At 56.7% G+C, this 14,425-nt stretch carries 12 protein-coding genes; 7 read left to right on the top strand and 5 right to left on the bottom strand.

Features of this window, described 5'->3' with window-relative positions; genetic code table 11:
• The first annotated feature begins 11 nt into the window (after positions 1–11).
• The 5 genes from accC (at position 12) to purH (ending at position 5,452) form a co-directional block, all read left to right on the top strand.
• Complete coding sequence (gene accC, locus B9G99_RS13665; protein WP_086622653.1) at positions 12–1,355, top strand: acetyl-CoA carboxylase biotin carboxylase subunit; 1,344 nt, start codon at positions 12–14, stop codon at positions 1,353–1,355.
• A gap of 109 nt (positions 1,356–1,464) precedes the next feature.
• Positions 1,465–2,385: a 50S ribosomal protein L11 methyltransferase gene (prmA, locus tag B9G99_RS13660; RefSeq protein WP_086622652.1), complete on the top strand. Its 921-nt coding sequence runs from the start codon at positions 1,465–1,467 to the stop codon at positions 2,383–2,385.
• A 94-nt stretch (positions 2,386–2,479) separates the two neighbouring features.
• The gene (gene dusB, locus B9G99_RS13655; protein ID WP_086622651.1) at positions 2,480–3,493 is read left to right on the top strand and encodes a tRNA dihydrouridine synthase DusB; all 1,014 of its coding nucleotides are present in this window, start codon (positions 2,480–2,482) and stop codon (positions 3,491–3,493) included.
• The gene (gene fis / locus B9G99_RS13650) at positions 3,490–3,786 is read left to right on the top strand and encodes a DNA-binding transcriptional regulator Fis (protein ID WP_227875826.1); all 297 of its coding nucleotides are present in this window, start codon (positions 3,490–3,492) and stop codon (positions 3,784–3,786) included. Before dusB ends, fis begins: the two co-directional genes overlap by 4 nt.
• A 52-nt stretch (positions 3,787–3,838) precedes the next feature.
• Positions 3,839–5,452, top strand: coding sequence for a bifunctional phosphoribosylaminoimidazolecarboxamide formyltransferase/IMP cyclohydrolase (gene purH, locus B9G99_RS13645; RefSeq protein WP_418268909.1), 1,614 nt, complete (start codon positions 3,839–3,841; stop codon positions 5,450–5,452).
• A gap of 493 nt (positions 5,453–5,945) precedes the next feature.
• Here the strand turns inward: purH and B9G99_RS13640 are convergent, their stop codons facing one another.
• From B9G99_RS13640 to aspA, 5 genes are all read right to left on the bottom strand, one after another.
• The gene (locus B9G99_RS13640) at positions 5,946–7,403 is read right to left on the bottom strand and encodes an NAD-dependent succinate-semialdehyde dehydrogenase (protein ID WP_086622649.1); all 1,458 of its coding nucleotides are present in this window, start codon (positions 7,401–7,403) and stop codon (positions 5,946–5,948) included.
• A 122-nt stretch (positions 7,404–7,525) separates the two neighbouring features.
• The gene (gene folE, locus B9G99_RS16875) at positions 7,526–8,080 is read right to left on the bottom strand and encodes a GTP cyclohydrolase I FolE (RefSeq protein ID WP_086622648.1); all 555 of its coding nucleotides are present in this window, start codon (positions 8,078–8,080) and stop codon (positions 7,526–7,528) included.
• 94 nt (positions 8,081–8,174) lie between these two features.
• Positions 8,175–9,149 carry a serine/threonine protein kinase gene (locus B9G99_RS16870; RefSeq protein ID WP_086623488.1) on the bottom strand — a complete coding sequence of 325 codons (975 nt, stop codon included), beginning with the start codon at positions 9,147–9,149 and terminating at the stop codon, positions 8,175–8,177.
• 533 nt (positions 9,150–9,682) lie between these two features.
• Entirely contained in the window at positions 9,683–10,168 is a 486-nt protein-coding gene (locus B9G99_RS13625) for a ComF family protein (protein WP_227875825.1), read from the bottom strand.
• 489 nt (positions 10,169–10,657) lie between these two features.
• Entirely contained in the window at positions 10,658–12,121 is a 1,464-nt protein-coding gene (gene aspA, locus B9G99_RS13620; RefSeq protein WP_086623487.1) for an aspartate ammonia-lyase, read from the bottom strand.
• Positions 12,122–12,825: 704 nt separating this feature from the next.
• On the opposite strand from aspA, the gene B9G99_RS13615 reads away from it, so the two are divergent.
• Positions 12,826–13,782, top strand: a complete 957-nt coding sequence (locus B9G99_RS13615) for a Bug family tripartite tricarboxylate transporter substrate binding protein (protein WP_086622646.1) — start codon at positions 12,826–12,828, stop codon at positions 13,780–13,782.
• Between the two features lie 157 nt (positions 13,783–13,939).
• A complete protein-coding gene (locus tag B9G99_RS13610) occupies positions 13,940–14,419 on the top strand; it encodes a tripartite tricarboxylate transporter TctB family protein (RefSeq protein ID WP_157663156.1) in 480 nt (159 codons plus the stop codon).
• The last annotated feature ends 6 nt before the right edge of the window (positions 14,420–14,425 follow it).

The raw sequence follows: 14,425 nt of genomic DNA, 5'->3' as shown, positions 1-14,425 counted from the left end.
GGATTTTCAGCATGCTGGAAAAGGTACTGATCGCCAATCGCGGCGAAATCGCACTACGTATACTGCGCGCCTGCAAGGAACTCGGTATCAAGACGGTGGCGGTCCATTCAAAGGCAGATCGCGACCTGATCCACGTTCGTCTTGCCGATGAAGCCGTCTGCATTGGGCCTGCGCCCTCCCCGGCCTCCTATCTCAATATCCCGGCGCTGATTTCAGCCGCCGAGGTTACGGATGCTACCGCCATCCATCCGGGCTATGGCTTTCTTTCGGAGAATGCCAATTTCGCCGAACAGGTCGAGCGTTCAGGATTTGTCTTCGTCGGCCCGACGGCCGATGTTATCCGCATGATGGGGGACAAGGTCTCGGCCATCGAGTCCATGAAGAAGGCCGGTGTTCCTACCGTGCCGGGTTCTGACGGTCCGCTGCCCGACAACGATGCCGAAATTCTGGAGATCGGTCGCCGTATCGGTTTCCCCGTCATGATCAAGGCCGCGGCCGGCGGCGGTGGTCGCGGCATGCGGGTGGTTCGTGAAGAGTCCCAGCTGGTCTCGGCCGTAGCGGTGACGAAATCAGAGGCCAATGCTGCCTTTGGCAGCGATGTCGTCTACATGGAGAAGTATCTGGAACGTCCTCGTCACGTCGAGGTACAGGTACTTGCAGACGGCCAGGGCAATGCCATTCACCTGTTCGACCGTGACTGCTCGCTGCAGCGTCGTCATCAGAAGGTACTCGAGGAAGCCCCGGCACCGCATATCGATGAAACGGCACGTGCAAAGGTGCTCAAGGCCTGCGTCGATGCCTGTATTGAAATCGGTTACCGCGGCGCGGGCACCTTTGAGTTCCTGTATGAAAACGGTGAGTTCTTCTTTATCGAGATGAACACACGCGTTCAGGTCGAGCATCCGGTCACGGAAATGGTCACCGGTGTCGACATCGTCAAGGAACAGCTCAAGATTGCCTCCGGCATCCCCCTGTCGATTCGACAGGAAGATGTGGTCGCCAATGGGCATGCCTTCGAATGTCGTATCAACGCCGAGGATTCGCGCACCTTCATGCCCTCGCCCGGCAAGATCACGTTCTATCACGCGCCGGGCGGACTGGGTGTTCGCATGGATTCGCACCTCTATACCGGCTATACGGTGCCGCCCAACTATGACTCCCTGATCGGCAAGCTGATCACCTGGGGCGAGAACCGTGAAAGTGCTTTGACTCGCATGCAAAATGCGCTGGATGAGCTGCTGGTGGAAGGCATCAAGACCAACATCGATCTGCAAAAGGATCTGGTCCGCGATAGCGAATTCCAGCGCGGTGGCGTCAATATCCACTATCTGGAAAAGAAACTGGGTCTGCAATAACGCCCATCGGATAGCGGTATATTCCTGACCCATCGGGGGGCGATCATATCGCCCCCCGATGCTTTCAGGGCAGTCGTGACTGCCTTTAACCCTGCTTGCGGGAGGCCTTATGGCCTGGCTTCAACTCAAGGCGCACATTGCGCCGGAACACGCCGAACTGCTCGAAGAGCTTCTGACCGATGAGGGCGCTCAAGCCATTACGCTTGAAGACGCTGTTGATGATCCGGTCTTTGAGCCCGAGCGCGGCACGACCCCCTTGTGGAATCAAACCGTTCTGACCGGTCTCTATGACGATCTGGAAGGCGTCAGCGACATGATTGCCCGCGTGCGTGAGCACTGGGCCAGTGTGGCCGGTGACGAACCCTGCCCCGAGATCGAGTATGAAGTGCTCGAGGACCGGGACTGGAGTCGCGAGTGGATGGACGGCTTTGAACCCATGAAAATGGGCCAAAGGCTGTGGATCGTACCCAGCTGGTTCGACCCGCCGGAAACGGATGCCGTCAATCTGATGCTTGACCCGGGCCTGGCCTTCGGTACCGGCACGCACCCAACCACTGCCCTTTGCCTGCAGTGGCTGGATGAGCTGGCCGTAGCTGGTGAGCTGGAGCAAAAGCGCCTGATCGACATTGGTTGCGGCTCGGGCATTCTGGCCATCGCGGCACTCAAGCTTGGTATGGCTCATGCCGTGGGCACCGATATCGACCCGCAGGCTCTGCTGGCCAGTCGCGACAATGCCGGTCGCAATGACATCGCCGAGCAGGATTTCGATCTTTATTTGCCTGAACAGGCACCCAACGATCGCTTTGACGTGGTGGTGGCCAATATCCTGGCCGGGCCGCTTGTCGAACTGGCGCCCATGATTGCCGGACATGTCGCTCCGGGTGGACGTCTGGCACTCTCGGGCATTCTGTCGCACCAGGCCAATGATATTCTTGATGCCTATCGCGATCAGGGACTTCACATGAACGAGCCGCGCGAGCGCGAGGGCTGGGTTTGTGTCGAAGGCTATCGCCCGGCCGAGACCATCTAAGGCCCGTTCTTTCGGCGTAGCAACGCGACCTGGCCCTTCAAGATCGGCGCTCAGGTCGCTATCATGTCTCTCCCTTTTTCGGATAAAGCTTTCAATGGTTAGCGGACTGCCCTGTATCGGCCCTCACCGGCTGGCCGGGCGCGTTATTCTTGCGCCCATGGCGGGAATCACCGATCGCCCCTTTCGCCAGCTCTGTAGAAAGCTGGGTGCCGGACTGGTGGTTTCCGAAATGGTGACGGCCGACAAACGTCTATGGCACACGCCAAAATCACGTCTGCGGCTGGATCATACCGGCGAGCCCGGCCCCCGCTCGGTGCAGATTGCAGGTGGTGATGCCGCCATGCTGGCAGATGCTGCTCGCGTTAATGCCGATAACGGCGCCGAAATCATCGACATCAACATGGGGTGTCCAGCCAAGAAGGTCTGCAACAAGGCCGCAGGCTCTGCTCTGATGCGTGATGAAGCACTGGTGGCCGAAATACTCGAACGGGTCGTCAACGCCGTCGACATCCCGGTCACACTCAAGATTCGCACCGGCTGGTGTGATCAGAGCCGCAATGCACTGACCATCGCACGCATGGCAGAATCTGCCGGTATCGCCGCACTGAGCGTCCATGGACGCACTCGCGAGCAACGCTACCAGGGTCTGGCCGAGTACGACACCATCGCACGAATCAAGTCCGAGCTTGCCATACCGGTATTTGCCAATGGCGACATCGATGGGCCCGAAAAGGCCCGACACGTACTCGACTATACAGGCGCCGATGCCGTCATGGTGGGCCGTGCTGCACAGGGCAACCCGTGGATCTTTCGCGAGATCGAGCACTACCTTGAAAGCGGCAGCCTTTTAAGTCCGCCCACTGCCGTCGAGCGTGCCGACGTCATGACCGACCACCTTGAAGCCCTTTATGCACTGTACGGTGAGCACATGGGCGTGCGCATTGCACGCAAGCATATCGGGTGGTATCTCGCCTGCGCCGAGGATGGCGAACAATGGCGTCGTGAATTCAACACCCTTGAGCATTGCGATGAACAGCAGCACTACCTGAAAGCGCTTTTTGCCGAAAATTCTCCGTTCGCCCATATAGATGGAACGCGTGCCGCATGACTAGTCATCCATTGTCTGATCAACCGGGTGAAACCCCCATTCAGCTTCACCAGCACCCCTCGCAGTCACGCACGCTGCGTGAAGCCGTTGATCAGGCCATGTCGCTTTATTTTTCCCATCTTGATGGTGAAAACGTAACCGACCTGTACAACATGGTCATGGCCGAGGTGGAAGCCCCGCTTCTGCGCTCGGTCATGACCCACACCCGCGGCAACCAGACCCAGGCCTCACAGATGCTGGGCCTTAACCGCGGAACACTGCGCAAGAAGCTCAAACAGTACGATCTGATCTGAGCCTGATGCACCGCTCGCGCATGACATGCTTACTGCCTGCCACGGAAACCTCATGACTCATCAAGACGAGACTGCAATGTCCAACGCCTGCCTGCCGATTCGCCGTGCACTGATCAGTGTCTCCAACAAGAAAGGCATTGTGGAGTTCGCTCGCCGCCTTTCCGAGCTTGGCGTGGAACTTCTTTCGACCGGTGGCACATGGCGCCTTCTTTCCGATCAGGGCATTGCCGTCACTGAAGTATCCGAGCACACCGGCTTTCCGGAAATCATGGATGGCCGGGTCAAGACACTGCATCCACGTATCCATGGCGGCATTTTGGGTCGTCGCGGTCAGGATGACGCGGTCATGGCCGACCACGATATCCCCCCGATCGATATGGTGGTGGTCAATCTCTATCCTTTCGAGGAAACCGTGGCAGATCCCACGTGTACGCTGGAGCGCGCCATCGAAAACATCGACATTGGCGGCCCGACCATGGTACGCGCCTGCGCCAAGAATCATGCCTACACCACCATCGTGGTGGATCCAGTCGATTACACTCGAGTACTTCAAGCGCTGGAGGGAGCAGATCAGGGGACCGATCAGGCCCTGCGTTTCGATCTGGCCGTCAAGGCATTCGAGCATACGGCCGGGTATGACGCCGCCATCGCCCGCTATCTGGGCAGTATCGTTGAAGCCGGTGACGGCGAGACCACTGCCCTGCCTCGCACCTGGTCGACCCAGTTCCACAAGCGTCAGCAGATGCGCTACGGCGAAAATCCGCACCAGCAGGCGGCCTTTTATACCGAACGTGAGCCGGCACCTGGCAGCATCGCCAGCGCCGCTCAGCTACAGGGCAAGGAACTGTCCTACAACAACGTGGCGGACACTGACGCAGCCCTTGAATGCGTCAAGAGTTTTGATGCCCCCGCCTGTGTCATTGTCAAGCATGCCAACCCTTGCGGCGTCGGGATCAGTCGCGATGGCCAGCTTAAAAGCGCCTATGAGCTTGCCTTTGCCACCGACAGCGAGTCAGCCTTTGGCGGCATCATTGCCTTTAACCGTGAACTCGACGGCGACACGGCGGCTGCCATCGTCGAGCGTCAGTTTGTTGAAGTCATCATCGCCCCATCCATTAACGATGCCGCACGTCAGATCGTTGCCGACAAGAAAAACGTTCGCCTGCTGGAGTGCGGTGCATGGCCTGAACATGCGTCCGAAAGCTTTGACTACAAGCGTGTGACCGGTGGGCTTCTGGTCCAGTCCCGCGATGACGGCATGGTCACCGAAGAAGAACTCCGCACTGTCACACAGCGCGCGCCTTCCCCCACGGAACTTGATGACCTGCTGTTCGCCTGGAAGGTCGCCAAGTTCGTCAAATCAAATGCCATTGTTTATGCCCGCGAGGGTCAGACCGTTGGCGTAGGTGCCGGCCAGATGAGTCGCGTCAACTCTGCGCGCATCGCTGCCATCAAGGCAGAGCATGCCGGCCTTGAGGTCAAAGGCAGCGTCATGGCCTCGGACGCCTTTTTTCCGTTTCGCGATGGCATCGATAATGCAGCATCAGCAGGCATTACGGCCGTGATTCAGCCCGGTGGTTCCATGCGTGATGAAGAAGTCATCAAGGCCGCCGATGAGGCCGGGATCGCCATGGTCTTTACCGGTATGCGCCACTTCAGGCACTAACGCTTATCTGCAAACCCCAAAGGCCATACCTTCCCGGGCATGGCCTTTTTAATGTCCCGCTTTCCGTGACACCCTTGCTTGCAAAAAACTTCCATACTGAAACCTAACTTAATCCAAACGGCATACTTTTGAAACCCGGATACAAGCACAATGCATTGCCCGATCAGGACTGGCTCTCTATTACTCTGCGACGGCAAAAATTAAAAAAACTCCGGAGAACTTCAAATGTGGAAGTCATTGGCCATCAAGGGATGGACGCTGAAAAAACTCACCATCGTTGTCGCAGTTACTGCAGTGACCACTGCCGGTACCTACCATTATTCCAAGGTAGAAAACTGGTCGTTCACACCTGCAGCTGAAGCCAGCACCGGTATGTGCTCCTAAGCAGCATGCCTGACTGGCAGCCCGGAAATGATGGGCTACCCGGTTACGTAAAAACCCCGCCATGGCGGGGTTTTTTCATGGTTTAAAGAATTTTCCAATGCCGACCCTGTCAATCAATGGTCATGCACAGGTACTTCGTTTCCATATATTCGTCCAGACCATAGTGTGAACCTTCTCGACCCAGTCCGGATTCCTTCATGCCGCCAAACGGCGCCGCGGCGTTGGACACCAACCCCTCGTTAATGCCCACAATGCCGTATTCCAGTGCCTCCCCTACACGCCAGATCCGCCCCGCATCGCGCGTATAGAAGTAGGCGGCCAGACCAAATTCGGTATCATTGGCCATATTGATGGCCTGTGCTTCATCGTCAAAGGGGAAGACCGCCGCCAGTGGCCCAAAGGTCTCCTCGGATGCCACTTTCATTGAGGCATCAGCACCGTTGATCAGCGTCGGCTGATAAAAACGACCGCCCAGCGTATGCTGATGACCACCGATCATGAGCTCGCCGCCCTTGTCGATGGCATCCTGTACATGTTCGTGCACCTTGCTGACCGCGGCTTCATCGATCATGGGGCCGATATTGACCCCCTCATCCATGCCATTACCGACGACCAGATCCCCATTCATTGCTGCCGCCAGTTTTTCACAGAAGGCATTAACGACCCCCGACTGCACCAGGAATCGATTGGTACAGATGCAGGTCTGCCCTGCGTTACGAAATTTTGACGCCATGGCGCCAGCCACCGCAGCATCCAGGTCAGCGTCATCAAAGACGATAAAGGGCGCGTTGCCACCCAGCTCCAGCGATATTTTCTGAATATGGGTCGAAGCCTGTGACATCAGCTTTCGCCCTACCTCCGTCGATCCGGTAAAGGTAATCTTGCGCACCAGAGGTGAATCGGTCATGGCCTTGCCAATCTCGCTGGCGCTGCCCGGCAGGACGTTAAACACCCCACGCGGTACGCCGGCACGCTCGGCCAGCACCGCCAGCGCCGTGGCAGAAAGCGGGGTCTGACCTGCCGGCTTGATCACGATCGGACAGCCCGCAGCCAGCGCGGCGGCGGCCTTGCGGGTGATCATCGATGAAGGAAAGTTCCAGGGCGTGATGGCGCCGACAACACCGACCGGCTGCTTGAGCACCATAATGCGCTGATTGGGTTTTGCGCCCGGAATGGTGTCACCGTAGACACGCCGCGCTTCTTCAGCGAACCATCGCATGAAGCTTGCAGCATAAACGATTTCACCTTCGGCTTCGGCGACGGGCTTGCCCTGCTCAAGCGTCATGATACGGCCAAGATCGCGCTTGTGTTCGATCATCAGCTCATACCAGCGATACAGGATATCGGCTCGCTCAATGGCCGTCCGGCCCCGCCAGTCCGGGAAGGCGGCATGTGCCGCTTCGATGGCTCGATTGGCTTCGGCAGCGCCGAGCCGGGGAACCCGGGCAATGATCTCGCCTGTGGCCGGGTTATCGACCTCGATCTGCTCGCCACTGTCGGCCGCCACCCAGCTACCGTCAATGTAGGCAAAGGGCCTGAAAAGATGCTTGTCGTTCAACGTATCCATGTCGTTCTCCTGTCAGCATGAAGTCCCTGAAGCACTCGGGATAGGCCCAAGCATAGGACATGCCAACCGACAGGAGAACCGTTGCCTGCGGCCATGTGGCAACCGAGGCAACGTAATGGAGATCAGTTATGGACGAGGGTCAGGAACTCCTGACGTGTCGACAGGTTGTCACGGAAATCTCCCAGCATGACGGAGCTTTTCATGCTCGAGTTCTGCTTTTGAACGCCGCGCATCATCATGCACATGTGGCGCGCCTCGACAATCACGCCAACACCGCGGGCATCGGTGGCATCGAGCACAGCACTGGCAATCTGGCGCGTCAGCTCTTCCTGGATCTGCAGGCGACGCGCATACATGTCCACGATACGGGCAAACTTGGAAAGCCCCAGTACCTTGCCGCGCGGCAGATAGCCAATATGGCACTTGCCGATAAAGGGCAGCATATGGTGCTCGCACATCGAGTAGAGCTCGATGTCCTTGATGATCACCATCTCATCGGTATCCGATGAAAACACTGCACCGTTGACGATATCTTCAAGGCTTTGCTGATAGCCATGCGTCAGGAACTGCATGGCCTTGGCAGCGCGTGCCGGTGTGTCCTGAAGCCCTTCACGCTCGGGGTCTTCACCCAGCGCCGAAAGGATCTCGCGATAGTGATTTTCCATCTCCTGACTCATGTTTCTTTCCTGCGTTTCGGATATATCCAGTGGCTGGGCGGCCACCGTGTCATGTTTCAATGCCGGGCTGAGCGGCGATCGGCGCAGTGGTGTATCACGCCAGCCACCGAGGTGACGATAGCGCGACACGCTGTTGTTCGAGGGTTCTGATGTGCTGATCCCAGTAATTTTCGCTGGCAAGCCAGGGAAAGGCGCGGGGGAAAGCCGGGTCGCTCCAGCGCTCCACCAGCCAGGCACTATATCGCACCAGACGCAGTGTTCGAAGCTGTTCGATCCAGCCAAGCTGGCGCCGATCCAGCGTACAGTGCTCCTCATACCCTTCGATCAGCTCCACCAGCTGCGCCTGCCAGGAAGGCTCATCCTCTCCGGTCAGCAGCATCCAGAGATCCTGAACCGCTGGCGCCATGACGCAGTCGTCAAAATCCACCAGCGTAAAATGCTCCTCCCGCCCCAGAATATTGCCCAGATGGCAGTCGCCATGAACACGCTGAAAGGCGTCATCCGGCCAGGCCTTCTCGGGCAGCATATCCAGTAGCGCCTGACTGATCTGCTCATGAGCGCGACGCTGACGGGCATTGAGCCATTGGCTGGCACGAATGCTTTCAAGGCTCTCAAGCGCGATGGCATGGGGCTTCAGGATGGATCGATGCACGAAGGGCTTTTGTCGGGCAACGGTGTGCATTCGCCCAATGGCGCCTCCCAGCGCAAACAGATGCTCGGGGTTATCCAGCTCGGGCGCCTGACCCGGCACGAAATAAAAGATGGCGAGTCGAAAGCCATCATGGTGAAGCAGTGTATTGCCCAGATCATTTCGCCAGAGCCGATTGACCGGACACCCGGCGGTATAAAGCTCATCAACAAAGGCATGCTCTTCCAGAATGGCGGCATCCCCCAGACGATCAGGTCGATAGAACTTGACGATAAAGCGCTGGCCTTGATCGTCGCGCCACAAAAAGACCCGGTTTTCGTAGCTGTTAAGGGCAAAGGGCTCGCCTTCGGTATAAAAGCCCTGTGCTTCTATGGCGGCGACAATGCGCGCCGGGTCGAGCTGTTCAAAGGGATGAGCCACCATCATACATCCTTACGATATAAGGCTTTGTTTTGAATGAGGTTTCAAAGCAAGGCTTGAATTTGTTACCCCGCTTCTTACCCCATTCAAAATATGTGGGGTAAATGCGCAATCCCCCATTCTACAGGACATGACCATTACCAGTAATTTTCATCTTTAGACACAGACCTGGCGGCCAGATGGGATCTTTTGGCACCTGCGCTAAAGCTTCATCAGGCATTGTCGATATATATAATGTCAGGTCGCGGGGGGACTTCCTGACAGCCTTCCCTTGAAGTGGAAGAGTACGCATCCCCCCACCATTTAGCCCGGTCACGCCCTCTCGTGCCGGGTTTTTCTTTGCCCTGGCATCGACAAACTGTATGCATATACAAAATCCGTAAAAATGAATACACGTCGATCGAACCTAATGCACTGCCACTGCCTGCAAAGATGGAAAAATGAAGGCCTGGAAAGCTGATCTGATACGGCGGGGCTGGACTGATGGCCGTGGCAACCCATAACCACCTTCACGTGCTGAAGGCGCCATGCCATTAGATGACACGTCCTGCCGAAGTACGTGCAATCGCACCGGCGACCACATGCTCGGCACCCTGCTCACGACAGGCACGCGAGAGCGCATCGAGTGTGGCACCAGTGGTCATGACATCATCCAGCAACCATACGCGTGCCGGCAACGATGATGTGACGTGATAGACATGACGAACATTACGCTGGCGGGCTGAACGTGACAGGCCTCTTTGTGTCGGCGTCTGGCGACGTCGAAAGGCTCTGTGCAGGGGTATATCAAGCGTACGAGCCAGCTGTTGGCCCAGCCATCGGGTCTGGTCAAAACCACGCTCTCGCGCACGCTTTGAATGAAGGTCAGCCGTGACGATGGCCTGCACTTCTCCCGGGCCGTTGTGCATTTCAAATGCATGCACCATGAGCTGTAGAAGAATCTGACCGGCACGTCGATCAGCATGAAACTTGAAGCGCTGGATCAGCTGCGCGATCTCATCCTCATACAGAAAGGGCACCCAGCTCTGGTCGAAGTTCGGCCGCCTTTTAAGGCAATGACCGCATACCATATGAGAAGGAACTGAAGCCGGGCGCGGTTCGCTGCACACGGGACAACCGCTGACGTGCCATGGCAATCCGGCCAGACATTTTTCACACCATGGCCTGTCACCAGCGCCCGCCAGACAAAAGCTGCAATAGCCCGGCATGGTGCGCACCAGAGCGCGATCCAGCCAGGCAAACCAACGACCACCTTTTCCCTGCAAGAGATATCCGCCCTATTGTGTCGCAAGCCCCTTGTCTCATCAGGGCGTTATCGACAACCAGCAGCAGTTCTTGAGGCGGTTTCCGGCCCGTAAATTCAGGGCCGGCAAGGGCGGATATCAAATCTGAACCTTTCCCGCCCTCCTGAGTCCTGAGCACCTGATTTGCCAGACGCGCTGGCCAATTCCGGCTGGCACCACCTGGTCAGCCAGAACCATTCCAGAAAGGCGTTTCGCAGAAAGGGATTACTGATGGTTCACAATGGTTTTGGGGGCCAGCCTTGGCGCGATCATGTGTTCGGGACGCAGAATATCCTGCAGGGTCTCCTCATCAAGAAGCCCCTCTTCTCGCACAAGATCCAGCACCCCACGGCCACTGATCAGCGCCTGTGTCGCAATCCGCGTAGAGTTCTCATAACCGATGTATGGGTTGAGGGCCGTCACCAGACCGATCGAGTTTTCTACCAGCGCCTGACAATGTTCCCTGTTGGCAGTAATACCCACGACGCACTGCTCTCGCAGCATATCCATGGCACGTGTCAGAAGGCGTATGGAGTCAAAAATCTTGTAGGCAATCAGTGGCTCCATGACGTTGAGCTGCAGCTGGCCGCCTTCTGCCGCCATGGTCAGGGCCAAATCATTGCCGATCACTTCAAAGGCCACCTGATTGACGGCTTCGGGAATGACCGGATTCACCTTGCCGGGCATGATCGAACTGCCCGGTTGACGCGCAGGCAGATTGATTTCATTAAGGCCGGTGCGAGGCCCACTGGAGAGCAGGCGCAAATCGTTGCAGATTTTCGAGAGTTTGACCGCCAGTCGCTTGAGCATGCCCGAAAAAAGGACGAAGGCCCCCATATCGGAAGTGGCTTCAATCAGATCGGTCGCCGGCACCAGCGGCTGACCGCTGATTCTCGCCAATTGATTGACCGCGACATGCTGATAGCCCGGATCAGCATTGATACCGGTACCAATCGCGGTTCCGCCCAGGTTGACCTCGCGCAGCAAGGGCGGCACCTGTTGACGCAGGTGACCCAGATCCTCACCCAGGGTCGTGGCAAATGCCTGAAATTCCTGACCCAGCGTCATTGGGACCGCGTCCTGCAACTGGGTACGCCCCATTTTCAACACATCGGCAAAAGACCTTCCCTTCTCGGCAAAGGAGGTGGACAACTGCTCCAGGCTATCGAGCAGGGCATCATGACCCAACAACAAGCCGAGACGGATGGCCGTCGGATAGGCATCGTTGGTCGACTGGGACATGTTGACATCATTGTTGGGATGGAGGTGGTGATAGTCCCCCCTGGCATGCCCCAGAATTTCCAGGCCGACATTGGCGATCACCTCATTGGCATTCATGTTGGTTGAAGTACCCGCGCCGCCCTGAATCATGTCGACCACAAACTGTTCATGATAACGGCCTTCAATGATGTGCTGGCAGGCCTCATGAATCGCCCTGAAGCGCTGCTCATCAAGATGGCCCAGATGATGATTGGCTTCTGCAGCGGCCTGTTTGACCATGGCCAGCGCCACAACCAGCCGAGGATAGTGAGACAGCGCAACCCCACTAAGATGGAAATTGTTCACGGCACGCAGCGTCTGAATACCGTAATAGGCTTCCGACGGGACCTCCAGAATGCCCAGTAGATCCTTTTCCTGACGAACGCTCGGGTGTTTTTTACTCGAGTCAATCTTTTGAGACGAAGTCATGCCGGTATTTCCACCCACCTGAAGAGAAGAAGTATCAATAGAGCCCAACCAGGCCACACTACTCTCTCAAGGCACCAGCCGACCAATGCCATTACCTCCTGTCTCATGCAGGCTCGGCATATACGAATGACGGTTCAACCACCGTGCTGGTGGGCCGTCGAAAGCGAACGTCCTGAAGACATCACAATGCCCACCCGATTTGACGAAATCGCTGGGTCCCCCATCAAGTTCAATAAGGACAGGTAGTCATCAAGGAAGGGAAACTTCATCTCAAAAGGTTTTGTTCCATTTGTCGTGGGCAGATCAAAACCCTTTAAAGGCATCAGGCCAACTCAGCGCAATACGGCCTCTGCCCCACATCTTTTCATCATGTCGGTTTTTAAACTTGTCCATGACGAATGACGTTATTAAGGCCAACAGCATTTATCCGTTCGTGATGATTTTTCACTACGGCATCATGATCATCTTTATGGTGTGGACGGGCATCCACAAGTGCGGCCAAAACCAGAGATCATTAGTCTTATTGACACTTATTTTTATATCAATTAAGCAAAATAATATCTTTTAAGACCAAGGTATAAATTATTGGCTTTAAAGCGCTTCGTGAAACAAAACTGGATAACGCAGGAAAAATTATTCGCTTTAATACCCTTTAATCGTGCCTTTAACTTCGCAGACGAATTCATGTCTCAAGGGGCACCACAATGGGTTTCAAATCGATTGCCATTGCCACAGCACTTATCCTGTCGAGCAGCATGTCCACAGCGGCACTGGCGGACTATCCCGAAAAACGCATCGACCTGGTTGTCGGCTTTGCTGCTGGCGGTGGCACCGATGTCATGGCCCGTACAACGGCTCCATTTCTGGAAAAATACCTGGGTAATGATGTCTCGGTAGTGGTCAAGAACATGCCGGGCGCCAGTGGTCAGATTGGCGTTACCGCGGTCGCCGAAGCCAGGCCAGACGGCTATACGATCGGCACCTATAATCTGCCGGGCGCCATGGCTCGAACCCTGGACCGGGACGCCGATTACAACGCCGATAGCTTTACCTATCTGGCCAATGTCGTGAACGATCCCAATGTCATTGTCACCCCCAAAAAGAGCGACATTGACACCATGGACAAGCTGGTCGAGGCAGCCAAAAAGCGTCCCGGTGCCGTGACGGTGGCCATGTCCAGCCTGGGTGGCGACGACCATTTCTTCCTTCAAAGACTCACCGATGTCACCGGTGCCGACTATACCGTTGTGCCCTTCTCGGGCTCGGCCCCCGCCCGCAGCGCACTGATGGGCGGCCATGTGACCATGGGCATCATCAACATCTCCGAAGTCGTGGCCTTCCGCGATGAGCTAAACGTACTGGGTATTGCCTCCGAGAAGCGCTCTTCCATGGCTGACGACATCCCTACCTTCAAGGAGCAGGGATTTGACCTGGTCAACGGGGCACTTCGTGGTTTCGTAGCGCCGGCGAACCTGCCTGAAAACGTCAGGACCAGGCTGCTCGACGCTTTCCAGAAGACCTACGACGACCCTGAATTCCAGCAAGCCATGCGTCGATCCGGCAACCCGACAGAACTGGCTCTGGGCGATGACTTCAAAACCCTCAACGCCGAGCAGCTGGAACTGGCAAAACGCATCTGGGAAACCACTCCCTGGAAGTAAGCCTGCGCCACTTGCCCCGATTTTCTGACACATGACCTCCACGACAGAGCCACCGCGCCATTCCCCAACGAAAGCGCGGTGGTTCAAACGGCATGACTGAATCGTCATGGCCGGCCTGTCATGGCTGGCTCCAACGCTACTCCATGAGACATCTCCCATGAATAGTGAACCCGCTAACACTGCCCACGAGCCTTCTCGCGGTATCGATCCGGACCTGATCGCTGGCGTGATCATCGTGCTTGGCGCAGGCGCACTATTGACCCGGACTTCAGACATGCCGGGCATGACAGCGCTATTACCGGTCACCATGCTGTCAGCACTGATCCTGCTCGGCGTCCTGCTGATCGGACGCTGCGTACTGCGCCGCCGGCGTCAGACCGTGGCAGCCATCAAGGTTTTTGACAATGCCAAACGATTTATCGGCATTGTGGCGTCCATTGCGATTTATGTCGCTGCTGTAGCGCTGCTGGGCTTCTACACCTCAACAGCCGTCATGATCCCGGTAGTGGCCTGGTGCTTCGGGTACCGAAACCTCAAGGGCGTACTGCTCGCCGATCTGATTTTTACAGGCGGCATCGCGATCATCTTCGTGCTGCTGATGGGTCAGGAATTGCCCACCGAATTCTTCCTGCGCTAACGAGGA

It is taken from the genome of Kushneria konosiri (genome assembly GCF_002155145.1).
GTDB lineage: Bacteria > Pseudomonadota > Gammaproteobacteria > Pseudomonadales > Halomonadaceae > Kushneria > Kushneria konosiri.
Note: the sequence above shows the minus strand (reverse complement) of the source record. Positions and strands in the feature narration are given on the sequence as shown.